Consider the following 25,084-nt stretch of genomic DNA (forward strand, 5'->3'; position numbering starts at 1 on the left):
GCCCTGCGTGGCGGGGAAGGCCACCCCATAGGGGGACAAGGGAGTGATCTCAGCGCCTGTTCATACATGATCCATAAATCATCAATTCTTTTGCTTAGTTTCCCTCAATTTCCTTGTGCATTCTAGGTATTCGTCGGATTCGCGAGTTTATATCGCGGTGTGATGTAGTCGATGAATTAGAGAAGAAAAAGACCACGGTGGTCGGGAACCTGACATATCCTTCATGATCTTCCCCACTCTTTCGACTCCAGGCCGCCCTTTCAGACTCGGTTCAACGCGCACGCGGTGGGCCCGGTCCGCAGACGGAGCCTGGACCCATCTCCCTTCCAGGCGGTTCCCGCCTCCTTTTCTCCGGAGTGCTTCATGCACCTCTCTTCCTTCCGGATGGCCCGCACCGCCGCCATCCTCGTCGCCATGGGCGCCACGGCCTACGCTGCCGGCGACGGCAGCCTTTATGTCACCGTGCTCGACGCCAAGGGCCAGGTGGTCACCGGGGCCACCGTGATCGTCACCAGCCCCACCCAGATCGGCGGCGCGCGCACGGTGGTCACCGACCGGGAAGGACGGGCCCGCTTCATCCGGCTCAGCCCCGGCGAGTTCAAGGTGCAGGTGTCGAAGGAAGGCTTCCAGACCGCCTCGCTGCCCGCGGTCGAAGTGAAGGTGGACCAGTCCTCCTCTGCCAACCTCAAACTGCAGCCCGTGGGTTCCGCCACCGTTGAGGTCTTCTCCACGGTGACCACCGTGGACACCACCACCGTGACCGCCGGCACCCAGATCACCTCCGCCGAACTGGAGACCCTGCCCGTCGGCCGCACCCAGCTCTCCACGCTGAGCCTGGCCCCCGGCGTGGTGGCCACCTTCGGCAACACCAACGGCAACCCCACCCTTGCCACCGGCCTCAACCGCGACAACTTCGGCTCCGGCGGCGGCCGCAACAACACTTATCTGGTGGATGGCGTCGATGTGACCAGCCCTGAAGCCGGCACCCTGCGTACCACCATCGCCCCAGAACTGATTCAGGTCCAGGATGTGAAAACCGGGGCCATCACGGCGGAATACACCGCCCGGGCGGGCCTGTTCTCCAGCGTCACCACCAAGGCCGGCGGCAACGAGTTCTCCGGCGGCGTCACCGTCGACTATCAGAGCGCCTCGCTCCAGGACAAGGTGGGCTACGGCAAATACGATGTGGGTGAACGCAGCGTCCGCGACTACAGCGCCTACTTTATGGGCCCCATCATCAAGGACCGGCTCTGGTTCGTCGGCAGCATCCAGACGGTGAAGGACGAGCTGACGGTCAAGCTGCCCAGCGGCGAATCCCGCACGGGCCTCAACGAAGACAGCAAGCGCTTCTTCGGCAAGCTCACCTGGCAGATCAGCCCCAATGACCTGTTCAGCTTCACCTACAACACGAACCCCTTCGATTTCAACAACCTCTCCACCCCCTCGGTGGTGACGCGCCGCGCCGCCAAGACTGAACAGGGCGGCAACCGCTGGATCGCCGCTTATTCGCACCAATTCAGCGACCTGTTCGTGGATGTGCGTTACTCCCACCACCAGGAGGACAACAAGGTCACGGGTCTCTACACCAATGCCGGACCGCAGAACAACATCGTCTCCCTGTCGCCCCTCACACCCGATCAGGCCAGCCTCGGCAACAGCTCCACGAGGGATCTGCGCGTCTACAAGAAGGACCTGCTCCGGGCCGACCTGACCTGGCTCTTCGATCTCGCGGGCAAGCACACCATGAAGTTCGGTGCCCAGAGCGGTGAGGACACCCTCACCCGCACCTCCGGCATCAACCAGAATGTGGCCTACGAGAGCTTCGACGCCAACACCTACAGCTGGGGCGCCCTGCCCGGCGGCAATGTGAAGTCGCAGCGCACCCGCGTCCTGGGTGTCATCAACAACACTCCCTCGCTCAAGTCCACCGCCATCGCCGCGGGCTACACCCCCACCGGCACCGGCGGCGCGTTCCAGTCCTCCGACTTCAACGCCTATGTCTTCAACGAGGTCAATCCCGCGGGCGGCTACTACGGCTATCGGAACAACTTCGTGTCTGAGGCCAGCTCCACACCCAAGCAGAAGACCCAGGGCTTCTATGTCCAGGACCAGTGGCAGGTCGGCCGGTTCACCCTGAGCCCCGGCTTCCGCTTCGACAAGTACGAGTATGAGGCGGACAACGGGCAGTCCCTCTTCAAGACCGACTACAACTTCGCCCCCCGCGTCGGCGCCACCTACGATGTGAAAGGTGATGGCCACTCCAAGATCTACGCCTACTGGGGCCGCTACATCGATCCCATCCGCCTGGACATGGTCCGCTTCACCGGCAGCCTTCAGGCTTCGTCCACCACCGAGGATGTGCGGATGTTCAACACCTGGATCACCGCCATCAGCCGCGGCGCGAAGGGCACGGTGGACGCGGTCTTCGTGGACAAGTTCAAGCTCCCCAAGACCGATGAGTTCCGCATCGGTTACGCCACGGACTTCGCCAGCATCTACTCCTTCGAGGTGGTGGGTACCCTGCGTCGCGACTTCGACATCGTCGAGGACTGGGACATCGGCCTCTACACCAGCGCCGACAACCTCGAGGGCGAGGCCCGCGGCCTCTATGGCATGGGTACCACGCCCTACGCCAGCCTGAGCGCGCCCCAGAAGCGCGTGGTCGACTACTTCCGGGGGCTCGCCATGCCCGTGGAATACTTCGCCGGCGGCGGCTATACCGGCGCCCAGAACCTGGCGCGGGCCAATGCGGGCCAGCTCAACTTCGCCCTCGCCAACCTGCCCGGCGGCGTCCGCAAGTACAAGACCCTCGACTTCTCCCTGACCCGCCGCGAGGCGAACAACTGGGGCGGCTTCGCCTCCGTCAGCCTGGTGGATGCCCAGGGCAACAGCTTCAGCCTCGGCAACGCCGACTATCAGGGCGATGTGGCGCAGTTCGATCCCCGCCTGCCCTACATGAATGGCAAGCTGGACGGCTCCGTCGACTGGCTCGCCAAGTTCAACCTCTTCTACCACTGGGACATGGGCCTGCAGGTCGGCATGAACTTCAACGCCAATTCCGGCTACCACTACAGCGCCAGCGAGAAGGTCGGCACCCGCGTCCTGAACTCCGCGCCCACCGACATCAACCAGGTGTTCACCGAGCAGGCCGGAAAGTTCCGGACCGACAACTTCTGGCAGGGAGACCTCCGCGTCCAGTACGGCTGGAAGTGGAACAAGCAGCTCCGCTCCGAGCTCTACCTCGACATCATCAACTTCACCAACCGCCAGGAGGCCACGGGCCTTTCGGAAGGGCTCAATGTCCGCTCCGGAACCACCACCCTCTACAACGCCGCTGTGGCGCACACGCCTTACGCCTTCCAGGCGCCCCGGCGCTACCAGCTGGGTTTCCGCCTGAAGTTCTAGCCCGGTGCACTCACAGAAAAGGGGCCTTCGGGCCCCTTTTCTGTGGATTGAAAAGCTTCAATCTTTGGGCACCCACTGGATGTCGGCCACCCCGGCCACGGCGTTCTCGGCACGGGCGAGGGCGAAGAGCCAGTCACTGAGGCGGTTCAGATAGGTCAGCACGGCCGGATTCACGGGCTCCTCGTGGGTGAGGGCCACCACTTCGCGCTCGGCGCGACGACAGACCGTGCGCGCCAGGTGCGTGTAGGCGGAGGCCGGGGTGCCCCCGGGCAGCACGAAGGCCGTCATGGGCGGGGCCAGGGCCGTCAGGCGGTCGATGTCGGCCTCCATGTCCGCCAGATCCCAGGTGGGCTTGCTCATGCGGGCGCCCAGCAGGTCCAGGCGCGCCGCCGGCGTGGCGAGAATGGCCCCCAGCACGAAGAGGTCGTGCTGGATGCGCTGCAGGGTGTCCAGGCTGGCGCAGGCCGACCTGGCATGCAGGCTGACCACGCCCATAACGCTGTTCAACTCATCCAGCGTCCCGTAGGCCACCAGCCGCAGGTGGGATTTGCTCACCCGGTCGCCCCCGAAGAGCCCCGAGGAACCATCGTCGCCCGTGCGGGTGTAGAGCTTCATGATCAGACCTCGAAAAGCAGGGACAGGGTGGGTCGGCGCCTAGGCCCCGCCGCGGGCGCGGCTCCAGGCCACGGTATCGGAACGCCAGGCCGCCAGAGCCTCTGATCCCGCAGCGTCCAGAATTCCCCGGGCCTCGGCTTCCTTCGACAGCACCTCGAAGGAGCTGAGCACCCCCAGGCCGATGCCCGCCTCCCTGAAGGCCTGGTCCGCCTGGGGCAGGCCATAGCTGAAGAGGGCCAGCACCGAGGGCACCTCGGCCCCCTCGGCGCGCAGGGCCTCGGCGCACTTCAGGCTGGACATGCCCGTCGAGATCAGATCCTCGATGAGCACCGCGCGGTGGCCCCGGGCCAGCGGCCCCTCCACCTGACGGCCCATGCCGTGGTTCTTGGGTGTAGGGCGCACATAGGCCATGGGGAGCTTCAGGCGATCGGCCACCATGGCGGCCCAGGGCACGCCGGCCGTGGCGGCCCCGGCGATCAGCGTGGGCTCAAGGGCCGCGGATCCAGCCACCAGGGCCTCGATGATCTGGTCCCGCACCTCGGGATAACCCAGGAGCTGGCGGTTGTCGCAGTAGATCGGTGACTTCAATCCGCTGGCCCAAGTGAAAGGCTCCAGCGGCTGCAGGCGAACCGCCCCCACCTGGAGAAGGCAGCCTGCGAGATCGCCAGGAGACATCGGCATCACAGCTCCAGATCCGCCACGGGCTGCTTGGACATGTAGCGCTCGGCCCCGTCGGGGAAGAGGGTCACCACACGGGATCCCGCAGGCAGGGTCCTGGCCAGTTCCCGGGCGGCCCAGGCGTTGGCCCCGCTGGAGGCACCCACCAGGCAGCCCTCGGTGGCGATGAGCTCCCGGGCGGTGGCCAGGCTGTCCGCATCGGCCACATCCATGATCCGGTCCGCGATGGACAGGTCGAGGCTGCCAGGGATGAAGCCATTGCCCACGCCCTCCACCACCCACTCCTTGAGGGGCGCGCCGCAGTAGACCGAGCCCACGGGCTGCACCACCACGGCCTGGACCTTCGGGTTCTTCTCCTTCAGGTAGCGGGCGATGCCCGTGAAGGTGCCGCCGCTGCCGGCGCCGAGCACCACGGCGTCCACGCGGCCTTCCATCTGGGTCCAGATCTCGGGACCCGTGGTGGCGTAGTGGCTGTCGGGGTTGCTGGGATTGTCGAACTGCTGGGGCACAAACGCGTGGGGAATGCTCGCCGCCAGCTCCTTGCACTTCTCGATGGCGCCCACCATGCCCTTTTCCTTGGGGATCAGCACTAGTTCCGCGCCCAGCGCCTTCATGAGCATCATCTTCTCGCGGCTGTACTTCGTGGGTACGCAGAGGATGCAGCGGTAGCCCAGGGCCTTCGCGGCGATGGCGAGGCCCACGCCCGTGTTGCCCGCCGTGGGTTCGATGATGGTGCTGACGCCCGGCTGGATCTGGCCCAGGGCCTCGGCGGCCTTGATCATGCCCACGCCGACGCGGTCCTTCACGCTGCCGCCGGGGTTGAGGTACTCGAGCTTGGAGAAGATCTGGAGGCCCGGCGCAAAGCGCGTGAGACGCAGCAGCGGGGTGTTGCCCACCAGCTCCAGGACGGAATCGACGACGGAAGGAAGGGGTTGGGTCACGGGATCAGCCTTTCACCACGATGCTCACAAGTTTGCCGCCCGGGGGCAGCACCACTTTCACGATCTCCTTGCCCGCCAGGTGGGACTGGGCCTCGGCGCAGGCCAACGCAGCCGCCCGGCGCTGCTCCTCGGTGGCGCCGGCGGGCACGGTGATGCGGCCGCGCACCTTGCCGTTCACCTGCACCACGACCAGCACCTCATCGGCCTCCAGATACTGGGCGTCGGCCTCGGGCCAGGCGGCCTGCATGCAGAGGCCCACCTTCCCAAGCTGGCCCCAGAGTTGCTCCGCCAGGTGGGGGGCCACCGGCGACATCATCCGCACGAAGGCGTCCAGGGCGTGCTGCATCACGGCACCGCGGTGGGGCGCAGCCGCGGGCAGGTCGCCCAGGGCATTGGACAACTCCATCAGGCCCGAGACCACGGTGTTGAACTGGTAGCGGCGTTCCAAGTCGTCCGTGAGGCGGGCGATGGTCTGGTTGAGCTTGAGGAGGAGGGCCTTCTCCTCGGCGCTGAGGGCATCCTTGGCGGGCAGCGGATCGGCCGCGACGGCATGGTCTTCCACCATGCGCGTGACGCGCTTGAGGAAACGGCTGGCGCCTTCGATGCCCTCGAAGCCGGTCCAGTCGATCTCCTTCTCGATGGGCGCGGCGAAGATCATGAAGAGGCGCAGGGCGTCGGCCCCGTACCGGGAGATCACCTCGTCGGGATCCACGATGTTGCCCTTGGACTTGCTCATCTTCGAGCCGTCCTTCAGCACCATCCCCTGGCAGATGAGCTTCTGGAAAGGTTCCGGCCCGCTGGCCAGGCCCAGGTCGCGCAGCACCTTGTAGAAGAACCGGGCGTAGATGAGGTGCATGGTGGCGTGCTCGATGCCGCCCACATAGAGGTCCACGGGCATCCAGGCATCGCTCTCGGCCTTGGCGAAAGGCAGTTCCGTGTTCTTCGGGTCCAGGTAGCGCAGCCAGTACCAGCTGCTGTCCACAAAGGTGTCCATGGTGTCCGTCTCTCGGCGCGCGGGTTTGCCACAGGCCGGACAGGCGCAGTCGAGGAAGGACCGGGAGGTGGTGAGGGGCGAGGGGCCATGCCCGGTGAAGGCCACATCCTCCGGCAGGCGCACAGGCAGGTTCTCGGCCTTCTCGGGCACCACGCCGCAGTCCGGGCAGTGCACCGTCGGGATGGGCGTGCCCCAGTAGCGCTGGCGGGATAGGCCCCAGTCCTTGAGCTTGTAGGTCGTCGTCTTTTCGGCCCGCGTGCCCAGCTTGGCGATCATGGCCGCGACGGCCTCCTCGCTCTTCAGGCCCGTGAACTCGCCGCTGTTCACCAGCGTGCCCAGGTCCCACTCGCTTTCCGATTCGATGACCTTGGGAATGGGCAGGCCGTATTTTTCGGCAAACTCGTGATCCCGCTCATCGTGGGCGGGCACGCCCATGACCGCGCCGGTGCCGTAGTCCATGAGCACATAGTTGGCGGCGAAGACGGGCACCTTCTCGCCCGTAAAGGGATGGATCACGGACAGGGCCGTGCGGTGGCCCAGCTTCACATCGCTGGTGAGGCGCTCCTCGCGGCTCACGGCGGCCACCTGGTCACAGAAGGCCTTCAACGCCGCATCCACCTCGGCGGCCTTCTCGATGACGGGGTGCTCGGTGCTCAGGGCCATGAAGGTCACACCGAAGAGCGTGTCGAGGCGGGTCGTGAAGACCTCGATCTGGCCACTGACCTCAAGGTCGAAGGCGAGGCGCGCCCCCTCGGACTTTCCAATCCAGTGGCGCTGCATGGTCTTCACATTGTCGGGCCAGTCCAGCCCGTCCAGGCAGTCAAGCAGCTCGTCCGCGTACTTCGTGGTCTTGAAGAAGTACTGCTCCAGGGGCTTCTGGGTGACGGGGTGCCCTGTGCGCTCGTCCTTGCCGTCCACCACCTGCTCGTTGGCCAGCACGGTGCCCAGGGCCTCGCACCAGTTCACGGTGCGCATGGCGCGGAACACATCGCCCTGCTCCCACATCTGAAGGAAGAGCCACTGGTTCCAGCGGTAGTAGTCGTCCTGGAAGCTGGCGATCTCGCGGTCCCAGTCGTAGCTGATGCCCATCTTCTGGATCTGACCCTTCATCTCCTCGATGTTCTTGCGGGTCCAGATGGCGGGGTGGATGCCGTGCTTGATGGCCGCGTTCTCCGCGGGCAGACCGAAGCTGTCCCAACCAAGGGGATGCATGACCTCGTAGCCCTTCATGCGGCGGAAGCGGGCCGTCACATCGCCCAGCGTGTAGTTGCGGACATGGCCCATGTGGATTCGGCCCGATGGGTAGGGCAGCATCACCAGCATGTAGAAGGTCTTGGAGCCCGGCAGCAGCTCCCCGGCCCTTTTGGCGCGGAAGGCGCCCGACTCGAGCCAGCGGCGCTGGATCTCGGGTTCCTGGGTCAGGGGCTGAAACGGCATGGGAGAACTCCGGTAGAACCCTTGATTCTACAAGGAAAGCTGCAGCCCTCCACCCCGGGTTCCCCTGCTCCGCCCCCTGGAAGGCACCGGAACTTGAGGCTGGACGGGGAATAACCGATCCATGGGTGGTCTACTATCGACTGACTCCAGTGTCATCTCTGCCATGGCTTGCCCCCTATAGCGGACCCACCATGACCTCACTGCCCGCCGCGACCCCCGCCCCGGTCTCCCGCCAGTCCCAGGCCGCGAGCGGTCTCAGGGGGATCGCCGCCAGGCTGCACTGGCTCGCCCTCGGCATCGGGCTTGGCTGCACCTTGATGGCCGCTCCGCCTCTCGAATCGATCACCCTTCAGCTCAAATGGCGGCATCAGTTCCAGTTCGCCGGGTACTACGCCGCCCAGGAGAAGGGGTTCTACCGGGAGGCCGGGCTCGAGGTTTCCATACTCGAAGCCGATCCCTCGACGGACCCGGCCCGGGAGGTCGTGGCGGGGCGCGCGCAGTACGGCGTCAGCAACAGTGCCCTACTCCTCGCCCGGCAGCAGGGCCTGCCCGTGGTGGCCCTGGCCGTCATCTACCAGCATTCCCCCCTCGTCCTCCTCGCCCGCTCGGGGGCGGGAATCCACTCGGTCCGCGATCTGGCGGGCCGGCGCCTCATGATCGACCGTCACTCCGATGAACTCCTCGCCTTCCTGCGGAAAGAGGGCGTGCCGGTGTCATCCCTCAGCCTCCAGGAGCATCGCTTCGACCCGTCGGCCCTGCTCAACGGTGAAGTCGACGCCCTCGGCGCCTACAGCACGGATGAACCCTACTTCCTGGACCAGGCCGGCTTCAGCTACCTGACCTTCACGCCCCGCGCCATCGGCCTCGACTTCTACGGCGACAACCTCTTCACCACCGAGGCGGAAATCCGCGCCCATCCCGCCCGGGTGAAGGCCTTCCGCGAGGCGAGCCTCCGGGGCTGGGCCTATGCCCTGCAGCATCCGGACGAAGTGGCGGACCTGATCCTCGCGCGTTACGGCGGACGGCACAGCCGGGACCACCTCCTCTACGAGGCCAGCCAGATGGTCCCCCTCCTGCAGCGGGACCTGGTCGAGCTGGGCTACATGCACCCCGACCGCTGGCAGCGCATCGCGGATGCCTACACGCAGCTCGGCCTCCTGCCCGCCGGCTTCCCCCTCGAGGGCTTCCTCTATGATCCTGGCGCCGGAGATCGTCAGGCCCGGCGGAATCTGAGGCTCGCGCTGACCATCGCCCTCCCCATCGGCCTGGTGCTCGGCGCGGCGGTCCTCGTCTTCCTGCGGATGAACCGGCGCCTCGAACGGGCAATCCGGGCGCAGGCCCAGATGAGCGGTGGGCTTCGGGAGAGTGAGCGGCAGTTCCGGTTCATCGCGGAGCATTCCGCCGATGTCATCTGGACCATGGATCTCCCCAGTGGGAAGTTCACCTATGTCAGCCCGTCCGTGGTCCAGCTGCGGGGCTACACCCCCGAGGAGATCCTGGCCATGCCGGTGGCCGAGGCCCTGACCCCGGAATCGGCCGCCCGGGTCCAAAAGATCCTGATCGAGTCCCTGGCCGAATGGCACGCGGGGACTACCCTCCCTCCCCGGGTGGTGGAGGTGGACCAGCCTCACAAGGACGGGCACCTGGTTCCCACGGAGGTCGTGACGACGCTCCATGGGGACGCCGAGGGCCGCCCGACTCAGGTCCTCGGCGTGAGCCGGAACATCACGGCGAGGCGGCGGGCGGAGGAACAGCTGCGCCGCAACCTCGAGACCCTTGAACAGGCGGCCAGCACAGACCTCCTCACCCATGCCTGGAACCGCCGGCACTTCGATGCCGCGATCGAGGGGGAGATGCACCGCTCCCTCCGGTATGGCCACCCGCTGTCGATGCTGATGCTGGACCTCGATCACTTCAAACGGATCAACGACACCTACGGGCACCCCGAGGGGGACCGCGTCCTCAAGGCGGTCGCCGATCAGGTGCGCGCGGTGATCCGGCTCTCCGACTCTCTCACCCGCTGGGGTGGCGAGGAGTTCATCGTCCTCATGCCCAACACGGGACTCGTGAACGCGAAGGCCCTGGCCGAACGCATCCGCGAGAGCCTCGCCGGGTGCGCCATCGAAGGGATCGGGCCGGTGACGGCCAGCTTCGGCGTGGCGGAGTACCTTCCCGACGCTTCCCGCGAATCCTGGCTGGAGCGTGTCGACCATGCCCTGTACCGGGCCAAGCAGGCGGGGCGGAACCGGGTGGAGGCCGATCCCCTGCAGAGCGGCATCGAGCCCCGCGGTGAACACCCGGAAGGCACCTTCCTGAAACTGGCCTGGAGTGCCTCCTTCCACTCGGGAAACGCCTTGATCGACGCCCAGCACGAACGGTTGTTCCGCCTCGCCAACGACCTTCTTGATGCGGTCCTCTCAGGGCGGGATGACGAGGATCTTGCGGCGCTGGTCACGAAGCTCCTGTCCGAAGTGGCCCAGCACTTCCAGGACGAGGAGGCCATCCTGACGGATCTCGGCTTCCGCGGGCTACAGGAACACAAGCAGAAGCACGCCGAGCTCATCGGCAAGGCCCTCGACCTGCAGCGGGCCTTCCAGTCTGGAACGCTCTCCAGTGGCAGGCTCTTCCAGTTCCTGGCCCAGGATGTGGTGGCCCTGCACATGCTCAAGGCGGACCGGGAGTTCTTCCACCTGACGGCCCCTTCCCAGGGCTAGAAACTCCAGTGCAGGCCCAGCGACACGCTGGAGCGCGGCTCGATCTGCAGGCCGGTCACCCGCTGATGGACCGGAACCTGGGCGAAGGCATAGACCTGCAGGGTGGGGGTGACCGCCACCGTGAGGCCCGGGCTGAGGTAGAGGAGGGTGGCGCCACTGTTCTCGACATCGGCCTGGGGCCCCGATTCCCGCCCCTCGGCCCGCAGGTTCAGCTGCAGGTGCGGCGTGAGGCCGGCGAACCCCGTGTAGCGCACTCCCGCGTTGGCGTTGACGCCGTCGCCGGGCTTGAAGCCCTCCCGCTCGCCCAGCGGTTTCTGGAAGAGCACCTGACCGAAGCAGCCCCACTCCGGAGTCAGACTGCCGAAGGCATAGGCCCCGACGAGCAGATCCGTCGTGCCCGTCCCCAGCTGGAGGCCCCGGTCTAGCGGCTGGCCCACCTGCGCGCCGGCCTGGAACGGCTGGTGGAACCGGCCCGTGGCCAGCTTCAGGCCCATCTGCACGCCGAAGGATCGCGCTTCCGAAAAGCCCTGATAGCGGCCCAGCACCCGGATATCACCCAGACCGCTGGTCTGGGACATGGAAGGATCCACATCCCCTTCGGCCAAGGTCGCGTGGTAGCGGTTGAAGGCCGGGACCAGCACCGTCACGCCCCAGTCGGAGTTGGGGCTGTAATCCAGGGTCAGGGTCAGGTTGCGATTGATCGTCTTCTCCTGGACTTCCTGCTCATTGGGGATTTCGAAGGCGGCGCGGTCCACGGAGCGGGTCCCCCTTCGCAGCTGGTCCTGATTGAAGTAGTCGTAGCGGAGATCGAAGCGGAGGCCGGGCCTCACCGCATAGCCCTGACTCACCCAGTCCGAGTTCAGCGTGCAGCCGCAGGCGCCGCAGGCCCGAGCTGGTGCGGCGGCCGTCACCAGGCCGAGGATCGACAGGAATCCCGCATGGACTCGCTTCATGGTTCCTCCAGGTCGGGCATGGGTAGCCAGGGACGATGTTACGACAGGCGCGGCCCTCCCCCGGGGGACAGCTCCCCCCCAGAGCCGAAACCGGTGCATGATGCTGTCCGCGGAACCTCGCGAGCGGCCGGGGCCCCTGTCGGAGTTCCGGCGCCTGGCAGCCCTGACCCAAACCCCACTCAGCCTGGAGGAGGACCCCCATGGACCCGCTGGCCAAGGCACTCGACTCCCACCTCGACGCCCTCCTGCCGGACCTGGAGGCGATCTACAAGGACCTCCACAGCCACCCGGAGCTGTCCATGCAGGAGGTGCGCACCGCGCAGCTCGCGGCGGAGCACCTGGTCCGGTATGGGTTCGAGGTGACCACGGGTGTGGGCGGGACGGGCGTGGTGGGCCTCCTGCGCAACGGAGCCGGGCCCACCGTGATGCTGCGGGCGGACATGGACGCCCTCCCCGTGGTGGAGGCCACGGGGCTGCCCTACGCGAGCACCGCCAAGGCCCGCAACGATGACGGTGTGGAAGTGGGCGTGTCGCATGCCTGCGGCCACGACCTGCATGTGACCTGGCTGATGGGCGCGGCCCGGGCGCTCAGCGAGCGCCGGGATCTGTGGAAGGGCACCCTCCTGGCCGTGTTCCAGCCCGGCGAGGAGGTCGCCCGCGGCGCCCAGAGCATGCTCGATGATGGCCTGATGGACCGCTTCCCCCGACCCGATGTCATCCTCGGTCAGCATGTGATGGTGGGGGCGGCGGGCACCATGGGCCATCGCAGCGGCACCATCCTCTCCGCCGGGGACAGCCTGAAGGTCCAGCTCTTCGGGCGGGGCTCCCACGGCTCCCAACCCCAGACCGCCATCGACCCCGTGGTCATGGCCGCCTCGACGGTCCTGCGGCTCCAGACCATCGTCTCCCGCGAGATCGGCCCCCTGGACAGCGCGGTGCTGACCATCGGCTCCCTCCAGGCCGGGACCAAGGAGAACATCATTCCCGAGGACGCCACCCTCAAGCTGAACATCCGCACCTACGACGAGGGCGTCCGGGAGCACATCCTGTCCGCCGTCAAGCGGATCTGCTGCGCGGAGAGCGCGGCCTCGAACGCGCCGCGGGAGCCCCTGTTCACGCCCCTGAACAGCTACCCCATGACCGTGAACGACGCCGCGGCCACGGTGCGGGTGGCGCAGGCCTTCCGGGCTCAGTTCGGAGCGGGGGCCTACGAGACAGCGCCCGCCGCGGCCAGCGAGGACTTCAGCCTCTTCGGCCGCGCCTGGAAGGCACCCTATGTGTTCTGGATCGTGGGGGGCACGGACCCCGAGGCCTACGCCAAGGCCAAGGCCGAAGGTCAGATCAACCGCCTCCCCAGCAACCATTCCTCGAGGTACGCCCCCGTGCTGCATCCCACCCTGAAGACCGGCCTCCAGGCCATGCTGACCGCCGCCGGGGCCTGGCTCTGCGAGGCGGAGGCCACCGGCCATGCCTGAACGGGCCCTCTTCAACCTCCTGGATCTGGCGGGCATCTTCGTCTTCGCCATCAGCGGCGCCGCAGCCGCCCGGCAGCGGGACCTGGATCTGTTCGGCATCGTGGCCCTGGCCTTCGTCACCGCCTGCGGCGGCGGCATCGTGCGCGACCTCTGCCTCGGCGCCCTGCCGCCCATCGGCCTGGCGGACTGGCGCTACCTCACCATCGCCACCCTGGGTGCCCTGGCCACCATCGGCGCCTACGGCTGGGTGCGGCGCCTCCGCTACCCGGTGCTCCTCTTCGACGCCCTGGGGATGGCCATGTTCGCCGTGGCCGGCACCCAGAAGGCGCTGGGGATGGGGCGCAACGCCGAGACCGCCATCCTCCTGGGGATGATCACCGCCGTGGGCGGCGGCATCCTCCGGGACATGCTGCTCGGCCGGGTGGCGGTGGTGCTGGAACGGGAGATCTACGCTTCCGCGGCCCTGCTGGGCGCCCTCCTGGTGGTGCTGGCGGATCATTTCCACTGGGGCGCGGCCTGGGCCACCTGGCCCGGCCTCCTGGCCTGCTTCGGGCTGCGCTACCTGTCGCTCCGCTTCAGCTGGAACATGCCCCGCTTCGGTCGGCGTGAGGCGGGCTCGGAGGGCTGAGGGGGCCCGAGGCGGCTAGGGCTGCTTCGCCTTGCCTCCCATGAGGTTCAGGGCGGACCCGGCCTTGAACCAGGCGATCTGGCTCTGGTTGAAGGTGTGGCTCAGGGCGATCCGGTCCTCACTGCCGTCCGCGTGCCGGGCCACCAGCGTGAGGGGCACGCCGGGCGCAAAGCCGGCCAGGCCGAGGATGGACAGGCGGTCGTCCTCCAGGAGCTTGTCGTAGTCCCTGGGGTCCGCAAAGGTCAGGGGCAGCATCCCCTGCTTCTTGAGGTTGGTCTCGTGGATGCGGGCGAAGCTCTTCACGATGATGGCGCGGCCGCCCAGGTGCCGGGGTTCCATGGCGGCGTGCTCGCGGCTGGAGCCCTCGCCGTAGTTCTCATCGCCCACGACCACCCAGCCGATGCCCGCGGCCTTGTAGGCCCGGGCCACCTTGGGCACCTCGTCATAGCCGCCCGTGAGCTGGTTCTTCACCCGGTTGATGGCTCCGTTGAAGGCGTTGGTGGCGCCGATGAGGAGGTTGTTGCTGATGTTGTCGAGGTGGCCACGGAACCTCAGCCAGGGCCCCGCGGCGGAGATGTGGTCCGTGGTGCACTTGCCCTTGGCCTTGATGAGGATGGTCAGATCTGTGAGGTCCGAGCCTTCCCAGGCCTTGAAGGGATCCAGCTTCTGGAGGCGCTGGCTGGCGGGATCGATCTTCACCTCGATGCGGTGCCGGTCTTCCGGCGGGGCCTGGTAGGTGGCCTTCCCGGGGTCGTAGCCTCGCCTGGGGAGGCTGTCGCCGCTGGGGGGGGTCAGCTTGAAGGGCTTGCCATCCGCCCCCGGAAGGGTATCGGTCTCGGGATTGAAGGTGAGGCGGCCTGCCAGGACGAAGGCGGTGACGATTTCCGGCGACGCCACGAAAGCGCAGGTCTCGGGGTTGGCATCGTTGCGCGCGGCGAAGTTGCGGTTGAAGCTCGTGATGATGGAATTCCGCTCGCCCTTCTGGATGTCGTGCCGCTTCCACTGGCCGATGCAGGGACCGCAGGCGTTGGCCAGCACCATGCCGCCCACCTGGGTGAAGGTCGCCATCTGCCCGTCGCGCTCGATGGTGGCCCGGATCTGCTCGCTGCCCGGGGTGATGGTGAAGGTGGACTTGGCCTTCACGCCGTGCGCCAGGGCCTGCTTCGCCACGCTGGCAGCCCGCTCCATGTCCTCGTAGCTGGAGTTGGTGCAGCTTCCGATGAGGCCCACCTTCAGCTCCTCGGGGTAGCCCTTCTCCCGCACGGCAGCCGCGAATCGGGACAGGGGCCAGGCCAGGTCCGGCGTGAAGGGGCCGTTGATGTGGGGTTCCAGGGTGCTGAGGTCGATCTCGACAACCTGATCGTACTGGCAGCCCTCGTCGGCCTTCAGGTGTCCGGCGAACCCCATGGCCAGCTCCGCAATCTCGCCCCGGGAGGTGGCCCGCAGGTATTCCGCCATGCGGTCATTGAAGGGGAACAGGCTGGTGGTGGCGCCGATCTCCGCGCCCATGTTGCAGATGGTCCCCATGCCCGTGCAGGAGATGGAATCCACGCCGGGGCCGAAGTACTCCACGATGGCGCCCGTGCCACCCTTCACCGTGAGGATGCCGGCCAGTTTGAGGATCACATCCTTGGGTGAGGTCCAGCCCTTGAGCACCCCGGTGAGCTTCACGCCGATGAGCTTCGGCGCCTTCAGCTCCCAGGACAGCCCCGCCATGACATCCACCGCATCCGCCCCGCCCACGCCGATGGCCACCATGCCCAGACCCCCGGCATTCGGGGTGTGCGAGTCGGTACCGATCATGAGCCCGCCCGGGAAGGCGTAGGTCTCCAACACCACCTGGTGGATGATGCCGCTGCCGGGCCTCCAGAAGCCCAGGCCGTACTTGTCGCACACCGACGACAGGAAGTCGTAGACCTCCTTGTTCTCGGTGTTGGCGCGAGTGAGATCCGGGCTGGAGCCCACCTCCGCCTGGATGAGATGGTCGCAGTGGACCGTGGAGGGAACGGCCACCTCGGGCAGCCCCGAAGTCATGAACTGGAGGAGCGCCATCTGGGCGGTGGCATCCTGCATGGCCACGCGGTCGGGCCGCAGGTCGAGGTAGCTCTTCCCCCGCAGGATCTCAGCCTGATCCGGGTGATCCAGGTGCCCGTAGACGATCTTCTCCGCCAGGGAGAGGGGCCGGTTCAGCCGCAGGCGCACCACCTTCAGGCGGGCGGCCATGCGTTCGTAGGCGGCCTTGACGAAAGAGGGAGTCGAGTCGATCTGGGCCATGGCAAAACCCTCCTGGCATCGGCAGTGTAGTCCCGATTGCGGAGAGCCGCCTCGAAAGGACTTGGCGGAACACCCGTCAAATTCCTTAGGCGGAAGAGGGTTTCGCGCGCACCATGGAAGGGTGGATGTCCTGGACAGCCATTCGGATTCTTCCGGCCCAGGGCATGGCCTTTCCAGCCTGGGAACCACCCCGGGGGCTCCATGAAGCATGCCGCCAAGCCGGTTCCGACCACGAACCAGGCGGGGGATGGTCGGTGCCATCCCCGCGAGGCTCGGCAGATTCTCGGCGGCCCGCCCTGCGCGGTTCGGAATGGGCAACCGCCCGAACAGCTTTAGCCCGCCTGAAGGAGGGAGCTCGATGGATGCCACCCCACCCCGCATCGCCTTCCTGGGCGGCTATCTCCCAAGGCTCTGCGGCATCGCCACCTTCACGCACGACCTCTGCGAGGCGGTGGCCGCCGCCGCGCCCGACTCGCAGTGCTATGCCGGGGCGATGAACGACCGCATCGAAGCCTACGACTACCCTCCCCGTGTGCGCTTCGAGTTGGATGAGAAGGATCTGGATTCCTACCGGCGCGCCGCCGATTTCCTGAACTTCAACAACGCCGATGTCCTCTGCGTCCAGCACGAATTCGGCATCTACGGGGGGCCCGCCGGCAGCCACCTGCTGGCCCTCCTCAAGGAAGTCCGGATGCCCGTGGTCACCACGCTCCACACCGTGCTGCGCGATCCGAACCCGGCCCAGCGGAAGGTGATGGAAGAGCTGATCCGGCGCAGTGATCGATTGGTGGTGATGGCCCGGAAGGGTGCGGAGATCCTTCGTGAAACCTACGGGGCGCCCGACGCCAAGGTGGAGATCATCCTCCATGGCATTCCGGACATGCCCTACCTCGACTCGAGCTTCTACAAAGCCCAGTTCGGTGTCGAAGGTCGGACGGTGTTGCTCACCTTCGGCCTGCTCGGGCCCGGCAAGGGGATCGAATATGCCATCGAAGCCCTGCCGGAGATCGTGAAGCGCCACCCGAATGTGGTCTATCTGGTGCTGGGAGCCACCCACCCCCATCTGGTCGCCCGCGACGGGGAGAGCTACCGCCTGGGTCTGGAGCGCCTGGCCGAGGACCGCGGGGTGAAGGACCATGTCATCTTCTACAATCGCTTCGTATCGCTGGAGGACCTCAAGGAGTTCATCGGCGCCACGGACATCTACCTGACTCCCTACCTCAACGAGGCGCAGATCACCTCGGGCACCCTCGCCTATGTGTTTGGCGCGGGCAAGGCGGTGGTTTCCACGCCCTACTGGCACGCCCAGGAACTGCTCGCGGAGGATCGCGGGATCCTGGTCCCCTTCCGCGATCCGCAGGCCATCGCCCAGGGCGTGTGCGCCTTCCTCGACGACCCTGACTGCCTGAGGCGGACGCGGGAGAAGGCCTACGGGCTCGGGCGCGCGATGATCTGGCCTGCCGTGGCGCAACGGTACCTCGAAACCTTCCAGCTCGCCCGCACGGAGCGCCGGGCCGCACCAAGATCGGCCTTCGCCAACTGGACACTCGCCAGCCGACCCTATGACCTGCCTCCGCTGCGGCTGGATCATGTCGTGCGCATGAGCGATGCCACCGGCATCATCCAGCACGCGTCCTTCAATGTGCCGAACTACCACGAGGGCTACTGCACCGACGACAACGCCCGGGCCTTCATCCTGTGCAACCTGCTGGATGAACTCGGGGGCCGGCCCCCTTCCGAAAACCTCGACCGGCTGGCCACAAGCTATCTGGCCTTCCTGTCTGCCGCCATGAATCGTGAGACCGGCCGGTTCCGAAATTTCATGAGCCACGGCCGGAGCTGGCTGGAAGAAGCGGGGAGCGAGGACAGCCACGCCCGGGGCCTGTGGGCCGTGGGCACGGGGGCCGGGCGCTCCCGCAACGCGGGTCACCGCCGGCTGTCCGCCCATCTCTTCGAGCACGGGTTTCCCGTGCTCGAAGCCTTCTCCTCCCCCCGGGCCTGGGCCTTCGCCCTGCTGGGCATCCAGGAGTACCTGAGCGCTTTCCCGGAGCAGGCGGAGGTGAAGGCACTGCGCGAAGGTCTGGTACAAAGGCTCGTGAGTCTCTGGAAGGGCTGCGCGACCGAGAACTGGCCTTGGTTCGAGTCGACCGCCACCTACGACAATGCTCGCCTCTGCCAGGCCCTCATCCTCGGCGGTCCTTCGACTTCTAATCCGGAGGCCCTGGAGATCGGGCTCAGGTCCCTGCGTTGGCTCACCTCCATCCAGAAGACGCAGTCCGGTCACTTCCGACCCATCGGCTGCAACGGCTTCTACGAGCGGGATGGCGCCCATGCCTATTTCGACCAGCAGCCGGTGGAAGCCCAGGCGATGGTCTCCGCCTGCCTCGCCGCCCACCGGGCCACCCGGGACGAGTCGTGGCTCCGCGAGGCCAAGCGCGCCTTCGAATGGTTCCTTGGCCGCAATGATCTCGGCCTTCCCCTCTACGATTCCAGCAGCGGCGGCTGCGGGGACGGCCTGCACCAGGACCGGGTCAGTGAGAACCAGGGGGCCGAATCCACGCTGGCCTTCCATCTTTCACGGGCCGAAATGAACTTTGCCGAACATTCAATCGAAGCCCTGCCGGACAATGCCTCATGACCCCCATCCCCCTCCGCCGCCACGAGACGATGCTCGTTCCCGAAAGCGCCAGGGTCATCATCCGGCCCTTCATTCCGTCCAGCTCCCACCGCGTCACCACCATCATCGGCCGCGCCCTCGCCTTGAGCGAGGAGGAGACTGAACGCGACCTCCAGACCGTCCTCGCGGAGTTCGATTCGCGTCACCTCGACATCGAGACCCCGCTGCTGGCGAATTACGACCGGGTGCTGCCCCACATCTTCACGCAGCGGCCGCTCTCCCATGCCCGCAAGCTCCTCATCGGAGCACTCTTTTCCGGGGAATACGCGCTGGAATCCGCGGCGCTCTTCAACCCCTCCATCGTGGCCCACCCTGATCAGAGTGGTGTGCCCACGGGGGCCCTGCGCTTCATCATGAGCCTGCGCGCCACCGGCGAGGGGCATGTGTCCTCCATCGAGTTCCGCACCGGCCTCATCGCCGCCGATGGCGGCCTCCAGCTGGACCCCATTTCGCGCTTCGTCTCTCTGCCGGAGATCGCGCCCAACCCCAGCTACAAGAAGACGGCCTTCATCGTCAAACTGCACGAGATGGGATTCGACAACGGCCACACCACCGCCGTGATGGCGCCGCTGGCGGACCGCTTCACCCGAAGCGATCTGAACCGCAGCCTCCTCGCCATCCGCCGCGAGACCCGGCCGCTGACGCAGGATCTGAAGAACGCCCTCCGATGCATCCAGTGGCTCGCCGACTCCAACTACGAGATGAACTTCGCGCCGACGCTCGCCGTGAGCGAGCGGGTCATTTTTCCCGTCTCGACGAATGAGAGCAATGGCATCGAGGATGCACGCTTCGTCCGCATGGTGGAGGACGACGGTTCCGTGATGTATTACGCCACCTATACGGCCTACAACGGACACGCCATCCTTCCGCAGCTCATCGAGACGCAGGATTTTCTCCATTTCCGGGTGCTGACCCTCAGCGGCACCGCCGTGCAGAACAAGGGTATGGCGCTGTTCCCCCGGAAGATCGACGGCAGCTACGCCATGCTGTCCCGGCAGGACGACGAGAACCTGTTCATCATGTTCTCGGACAATCCCCACTACTGGAGCGACTCGAAGGTGCTCCTCCGGCCCGCGGAGATGTGGGAGTCCGTGAAGATCGGCAACTGCGGGTCGCCCATCGAAACCGAGGCCGGCTGGCTCGTCTTGACCCACGGTGTTGGTCCCATGCGCAAATACTGCATCGGTGCGGCCCTGCTCGACCTGCAGGATCCGACCCGGGTCATCGGCCGCCTGCGGGAGCCCCTCCTGGGACCCGAGGGCGTCGGCCGGGAGGGCTATGTCCCCAATGTCGTCTACAGCTGCGGATCCCTGCTGCACGGCCGGGAGCTCATCCTCCCCTTCGCCATGAGCGACCGGGCCACCACCATCGTCAGCGTTCCCCTGGACGACCTGCTGGCCGCCTTGAAGGCCTGAGGCGTCCTCCAGGACCCTGATTCCAGTGCCCTGAACCGCCGGGGACCGGGAGCATCGCCCGCCCTGGACGGGGTCTGCCGGAAAATGGCCATTCGCCCCTAAACCAATTACGAAGATTTTCGTTGACGACTACGAAACTTATCGTATCTTTTCGGCATTCCCCTTCCGGAGCCCCCTCTCATGCAGCCTTCCGTCCGCCCCACCGACGCCGAACTCGCCATCCTCCGGGTCCTCTGGGAGCGGGGGCCGAGCACGGTGCGGCAGGTCTTCGAGGTGCTGTCCGCGGAGCGGGAGCTCGGCTACACGACGGCGCTCAAGATGCTGCAAATCATGGACGAGAAGGGCCTGGTCCAGCGGGATGCCACGGACCGCACGCATGTCTTCTCCGCCACCCAGACCCAGGTCGAGACCCAACGGACCATGCTCGATGATCTGCTGGACAAGGCCTTCGGGGGGTCCTCCTCGAACCTGGTGATGCAGGCACTCGCCACCCGCAAAGCCAGCCGGGAGGAATTGGCGGAAATCCGGAAGATGCTCGACCAGGCGGAAGGGAGGAGGCGATGACCACGCTCCTGTCGCTCATGCAGTACCCCTTGGCCCAGACCCTGGGCTGGACCCTGATCCATTTCCTCTGGCAGGGGGCAGCCCTGGGCCTGCTGGCCTGGATGAGCCTCCTGCTCCTGCGCGGCGCCAGCGCCAAGGCCCGCTACGGCGTGGCCTGCGCCTTCCTGCTGCTCATGGTGGCCGCCCCCACGGGGACCTTCCTGCTGCTTCAGCGGTCGGCGGCGGCCCTGGCCGAGCCCTTGCGGCTGAGCCTGGAGGCGGCCACGGCTCCGAGGCCGGGGACGATGGTTCCGGACGCGCCGTTGCCCGAGAGGATCAAGGCTGCCCTGGATTCGATCCTGCCCTGGCTGCTGGCTGGATGGGCCGCCGGGGTCCTGCTGCTGTCCACCCGGTTCCTGGGAAGCTGGGTCCGCGTACAGCGCCTGCGCCGGCTCGGCGCCACACCCGTCCCGGCCGAATGGCACCTGGTCGTGTCACGACTCTGCCGGGACCTGAAGCTCGCCCGCGCCGTACGGCTGCTCCAGTCTGCTGCAGTGGAAGTGCCCACGGCCCTGGGCTGGCTGCGCCCCGTGATCCTGCTGCCCGCCTGCGCCTTGTCGGGCCTGGCGCCCTTGCAGCTGGAGGCCATCCTGGCGCACGAACTGGCCCACATCCGCCGGGGTGATTTTCTGGTGAACCTGCTCCAGTCCCTCGTCGAGGTCCTGTTCTTCTACCATCCCGCCGTCTGGTGGCTGTCCGCCCGCATCCGCGCCGAGCGTGAGCACTGCTGCGACGATGTGGCCGCCGAGCTCTGCGGCGATCCCCTGATCCTGGCCCGGGCCCTCGCCGACCTCGAGGCCCTGCGGGAGCCCGCCGCCACATCCCCTACTCACCTGGCCCTGGCCGCCAATGGAGGCTCCCTCATGCATCGCATCCGCCACCTGCTCCAACCCTCCCTGCCCATCCCCGGCGGGGTCCGCGCCACGACCCTCGTCCTGCTGGCGGCCTCTTTGCTGGGCGCGGCGGGTGTCGTCCTCCAGGACAAGGACAAGGAGACCACCCCCAAGGGCGGCCCCAGCACCCGCGTGAAGGTCCTCGATGGCGACCGCCAGATGGATGTGCGCCTGAACGGCGAGGTCAAGCTCGACCCATCCGCCCAGGACCCCGTGGCCGTGCCCGGCGACGGCAGCTTCCGCATCGAAGAAAAGAAGGGTGGGAAGCTCCGGACCTATGCCGCCACGAAGGACAAGAAGACCTACACCGTGGATGGCCAGGAGAAGGCCCTGGACGCCGAAGGTGAAGCCTGGCTGCGCGATGCCGTGAAAGAAGCCGCCAAGGCGCAGGCAGGACGCGACAAGGCCCGCCGCATTGAGATCCACACTCGGCACCTCGAGGACCGCACCCGGGATATGGAAGCCCGCGAGCGGGAGCTGGATGCCCGCTCGCGCGACATGGAAATCAGGACGAAGGACCTGGAACACCGCGCCCAGGGCATGACGCCGGAAGAGCGCGCCAAGCTTCAGACGGAGGCCGATCGGCTGAAGGCCGAGGGTGAACAGCTGAAGGTCGAAGGGGAACGCTGGAAGGTGGAGGCTGAACGCCTCAAGGCCGACCCGGAGATGCAGGCCCTCATCGCCAAGGCAGAGGCTGAGGGCCACAGGGTGCATGTGGAAGTTCGCAAACATCAGGACGGTCCTCCAGGGACCGTGGTGATCCGGCGCCACGAGGACGGCAAGGGTGTCGTGGAAAAGCGGCTGAAGGTCATCCAGAAGGGCGGCGACCCCAAGGAAGGCGGCACCTGGGCCTTCATCGGGCCGGATGCTTCCGACGAGGAGACCGTGATCGTCGAAGGCATGGACAAGGAGGTCCGCATCCCGCCCATCCCCATGCCCCGGATGCGCTTCAAGCGCTCGGCGCCGGATCCGGGAGTCGATCCGCAGGTGGAGATCCGGGCCCTACAGTCGGCCATGAAGTCGATGCAGAAACGCCTCGATCAGTTGCAGAAGCAGATGGCCATGGCACCGAAGACCCCCAAGGCGACGAAACAGCCCCGGCTGGCACCCATGACGCCCATGACACCCATGGCGCCCCTGCCGCCGCCTCCGCCCCCACCGCCGCCCGCGCCGGAGGCTCCCCCGGCCCCGCCCACGCCGCCCGCGGAACCCCCTCACTGATCTGAGGTTTCTTCGTTCCGCGAGAAGGGCCCGCCATGCGGGCCCTTCTCACAGCTGGTGCAAGAACGCCTCCACCCGGTCCCAGTCCCGCGTCACGGGAAAGGGCGGCAGGGCGGCGCGGACCTGGGCGGCGTAGCGCTTGCCCAGGCGGTCCTCGCTGGGCAGCATGAGGCGCGGATCCAGCACCGCCACCACGCCGCGATCGGTGCGGGTGCGGATGAGCCGGCCGATGCCCTGCTTCAACTTGAGCGTCATCTGGGGCACCTGGATGCCGATGAAGCCGAGGCCGTCGCGCTGGGCGTCCGCCTCGCGGATGCGGGCCTGCAGCACAGGGTCGTCCGGGGGCGCGAAGGGCAGCGCGGAGACCACCACCAGGCTCAGCGCCTCGCCGGGCAGATCCACGCCCTGCCAGAAGCTGGCGAGGCCCAGCAGCACCGCCGAGGGCGTGGCGCGGAAGCGGTCCAGCAGCTGGGTGCGGGAGAGGCCATCGCCCTGCACGAAGAAGGTGAGCTCGGGTAGCGCGTCTTCCAGTCGCGGCCGGAAGGCCGCCAGCATCTTGCGGCTGGTGAAGAGCAGCAGGGCCCGGCCCCGGCTGGCCCGCAGCATGCGCTCCATGGCCGCGAGCGAGGCCTCGATCCAGGCCGGATCGCCCACCCCCCCGCCGCCCGCGCGGCGTTCGGGCAGGCCCGGCGGCACGAAGAGCAGGCCCTGGGCTTCAAAGTCGAAGGGGCTCTCCACATGCTCGGCGACTTCCACCTCCGGCCGCGTGAACCCCAGGCGCAACCCCAGGCCGTTGAAGCCGCGGCCATCCCGCAGGGTGGCGCTGGTGAGGATCACGCTCTCGAAGCCGCGGCGCACATGCTGGTGGAAGAATGGCCGGACATCCACGGGGTTCGACTTGAAGTGGACGAGGTTCGGCCCCTCCCGGTTGAGGGTGGAGACCCAGCCTTCGGGCTGGGCGAAGATCTGCTCCATGCGGGAGAAGGCCGTGCCCACCCGCTCCGCGAGGCGCATCCACAGGGGGTTCTCGGGGTCAGCCGAACCGAGGCGGCGCGCCTCCATCCACAGGGGGTGCCCCGCCTCCACCCAGGCGCCCACGGCATCCGCCAGGGCCTTCATCTCGGGGCCGGGACTCAGCAGGGGCAGCACGCCGCCTTCGAGCGGCACCCAGGCGAGGATGTCGGTCCAGGCCCGCTCCCAGGGTTCCAGCAGGGCCGCCAGACCCGCGCCCTGCCCCTTGGCGGCGTCCCGCAGATCCGTGAAGAGCAGGTTCATGGCGCGGCTGGACCAGGCCTCGGCACAACTCTCGGTGAGCTGTTCCTCCAGGTCATGGGCCTCGTCGAGGATGAGCACGGGCGCGTCGGGCAGCACCTGGCCGAAGGCGGATTCCCGCAGCACGCGGTCGGCCAGCAGCAGTGCATGGTTGACGATGATGAGGTCGGCCTCGGCCACCTCCGCCCGCAGCTTGGTGAGGAAGCAGTCCTCGTAGCGGGGGCACTGGCGGCCCGTGCAGCGCTCGGCCCGGGCGTTGATCTTGTCCCACAGCGGCGACTCGCCCTCCCCGAAGCGGCCCAGCCCCTCGCGGTCCCCGTCCTGGGTCTCGCGGGTCCAGCGCTGCAGGGCCAGCCAGAGCTGCTGGTCGGCCCGGCTGAACTCCAGGTGGGCGTCCGTGGAGACGGCCTCCCAGGCCGTGCGGCAGAGGTAGTTGGCGCGGCCCTTGGCCAGCACGGCCTTGATGGGTCGGCCCAGGATGCCCGCCGCCCGGGGCACATCCTCTTCCAGCAGCTGGCGCTGGAGCTGCTTGGTGCGGGTGGCCACCAGGATGGGATGGCGGCCGGCGGCCAGGGCCGGGATCAGGTAGCCCAGGCTCTTGCCCGTGCCCGTGCCGGCCTCCACCGCCTGAATCACGGCCTCCGGCCGGGCGTCGGGCTCGCCGCCCCCGTCGCGCCACTTCTGGAAGCGGGCGGCGCCGTCCACCACGGCGTTGTGCACCAGCTCGGCCATGCGCCGCTGGCCGGGCCGGTCCTCGGCCCCGGGGAAGCAGGCGAAGATCCGGCCCTCCGACGGGGCGAAGTAGCGGTCCATGGGATGCGCCATCCGACCAGTGTGGAACAAAGGCGGAAAAAGGGCGAATGGGCTTTGGGGGAGGCTGGCCGCGGAG

General features: G+C 67.3%; 15 protein-coding genes. 8 read left to right on the forward strand and 7 right to left on the reverse strand.

The features are described from left to right. Nucleotides 1–363 precede the first annotated feature (363 nt). Entirely contained in the window at nucleotides 364–3,405 is a 3,042-nt protein-coding gene (locus tag QZ647_RS13960) for a TonB-dependent receptor (RefSeq protein ID WP_291272746.1), read from the forward strand. 57 nt (nucleotides 3,406–3,462) lie between these two features. Here QZ647_RS13960 and QZ647_RS13965 read toward each other — a convergent pair whose 3' ends face one another. The 4 genes from QZ647_RS13965 to leuS are packed head-to-tail and all read right to left on the reverse strand — an operon-like array spanning nucleotide 3,463 to nucleotide 8,070. Beyond that, a complete protein-coding gene (locus QZ647_RS13965; RefSeq protein WP_291272747.1) occupies nucleotides 3,463–4,020 on the reverse strand; it encodes a cob(I)yrinic acid a,c-diamide adenosyltransferase in 558 nt (185 codons plus the stop codon). Nucleotides 4,021–4,059: 39 nt separating this feature from the next. Beyond that, nucleotides 4,060–4,701 carry an orotate phosphoribosyltransferase gene (gene pyrE, locus QZ647_RS13970; protein ID WP_291272748.1) on the reverse strand — a complete coding sequence of 214 codons (642 nt, stop codon included), beginning with the start codon at nucleotides 4,699–4,701 and terminating at the stop codon, nucleotides 4,060–4,062. After that, nucleotides 4,701–5,639, reverse strand: coding sequence for a PLP-dependent cysteine synthase family protein (locus tag QZ647_RS13975; protein WP_291272749.1), 939 nt, complete (start codon nucleotides 5,637–5,639; stop codon nucleotides 4,701–4,703). The genes pyrE and QZ647_RS13975 overlap by 1 nt, the downstream gene beginning before the upstream one ends. Nucleotides 5,640–5,643: 4 nt before the next feature. Further along, a complete protein-coding gene (gene leuS / locus QZ647_RS13980) occupies nucleotides 5,644–8,070 on the reverse strand; it encodes a leucine--tRNA ligase (RefSeq protein WP_291272750.1) in 2,427 nt (808 codons plus the stop codon). A 191-nt stretch (nucleotides 8,071–8,261) separates the two neighbouring features. Here leuS and QZ647_RS13985 point away from each other — a divergent pair, with 191 nt between their 5' ends. After that, the gene (locus tag QZ647_RS13985) at nucleotides 8,262–10,784 is read left to right on the forward strand and encodes an ABC transporter substrate-binding protein (protein WP_291272751.1); all 2,523 of its coding nucleotides are present in this window, start codon (nucleotides 8,262–8,264) and stop codon (nucleotides 10,782–10,784) included. Here the strand turns inward: QZ647_RS13985 and QZ647_RS13990 are convergent. Further along, nucleotides 10,781–11,737, reverse strand: a complete 957-nt coding sequence (locus QZ647_RS13990) for a hypothetical protein (protein WP_291272752.1) — start codon at nucleotides 11,735–11,737, stop codon at nucleotides 10,781–10,783. The genes QZ647_RS13985 and QZ647_RS13990 overlap by 4 nt on opposite strands. Before the next feature lie 200 nt (nucleotides 11,738–11,937). Between QZ647_RS13990 and QZ647_RS13995 the strand changes: the two genes are divergently transcribed. Beyond that, nucleotides 11,938–13,212: an amidohydrolase gene (locus QZ647_RS13995; RefSeq protein WP_291272753.1), complete on the forward strand. Its 1,275-nt coding sequence runs from the start codon at nucleotides 11,938–11,940 to the stop codon at nucleotides 13,210–13,212. Then, entirely contained in the window at nucleotides 13,205–13,840 is a 636-nt protein-coding gene (locus QZ647_RS14000; protein ID WP_291272754.1) for a trimeric intracellular cation channel family protein, read from the forward strand. The genes QZ647_RS13995 and QZ647_RS14000 overlap by 8 nt, the downstream gene beginning before the upstream one ends. Before the next feature lie 15 nt (nucleotides 13,841–13,855). On the opposite strand, the gene QZ647_RS14005 is transcribed toward QZ647_RS14000, so the two are convergent. Then, entirely contained in the window at nucleotides 13,856–16,114 is a 2,259-nt protein-coding gene (locus QZ647_RS14005) for an aconitate hydratase (protein WP_291272755.1), read from the reverse strand. A 358-nt stretch (nucleotides 16,115–16,472) separates the two neighbouring features. Here QZ647_RS14005 and QZ647_RS14010 point away from each other — a divergent pair, with 358 nt between their 5' ends. From QZ647_RS14010 to QZ647_RS14025, 4 genes are all read left to right on the forward strand, one after another. Then, the gene (locus QZ647_RS14010; protein WP_291272756.1) at nucleotides 16,473–18,752 is read left to right on the forward strand and encodes a glycosyltransferase family 4 protein; all 2,280 of its coding nucleotides are present in this window, start codon (nucleotides 16,473–16,475) and stop codon (nucleotides 18,750–18,752) included. Continuing rightward, entirely contained in the window at nucleotides 18,749–20,206 is a 1,458-nt protein-coding gene (locus tag QZ647_RS14015) for a glycoside hydrolase family 130 protein (protein ID WP_291272757.1), read from the forward strand. Before QZ647_RS14010 ends, QZ647_RS14015 begins: the two co-directional genes overlap by 4 nt. A gap of 180 nt (nucleotides 20,207–20,386) precedes the next feature. Continuing rightward, the gene (locus tag QZ647_RS14020) at nucleotides 20,387–20,770 is read left to right on the forward strand and encodes a BlaI/MecI/CopY family transcriptional regulator (protein WP_291272758.1); all 384 of its coding nucleotides are present in this window, start codon (nucleotides 20,387–20,389) and stop codon (nucleotides 20,768–20,770) included. Beyond that, complete coding sequence (locus tag QZ647_RS14025; RefSeq protein WP_291272759.1) at nucleotides 20,767–22,923, forward strand: M56 family metallopeptidase; 2,157 nt, start codon at nucleotides 20,767–20,769, stop codon at nucleotides 22,921–22,923. Before QZ647_RS14020 ends, QZ647_RS14025 begins: the two co-directional genes overlap by 4 nt. 48 nt (nucleotides 22,924–22,971) lie before the next feature. Here the strand turns inward: QZ647_RS14025 and QZ647_RS14030 are convergent, their stop codons facing one another. Then, nucleotides 22,972–25,008 carry an ATP-dependent DNA helicase gene (locus QZ647_RS14030; RefSeq protein ID WP_291272760.1) on the reverse strand — a complete coding sequence of 679 codons (2,037 nt, stop codon included), beginning with the start codon at nucleotides 25,006–25,008 and terminating at the stop codon, nucleotides 22,972–22,974. Nucleotides 25,009–25,084: the final 76 nt, after the last annotated feature.

Origin of the sequence: Geothrix sp., assembly GCF_020622065.1 — a bacterium.
Lineage (GTDB): Bacteria > Acidobacteriota > Holophagae > Holophagales > Holophagaceae > Geothrix.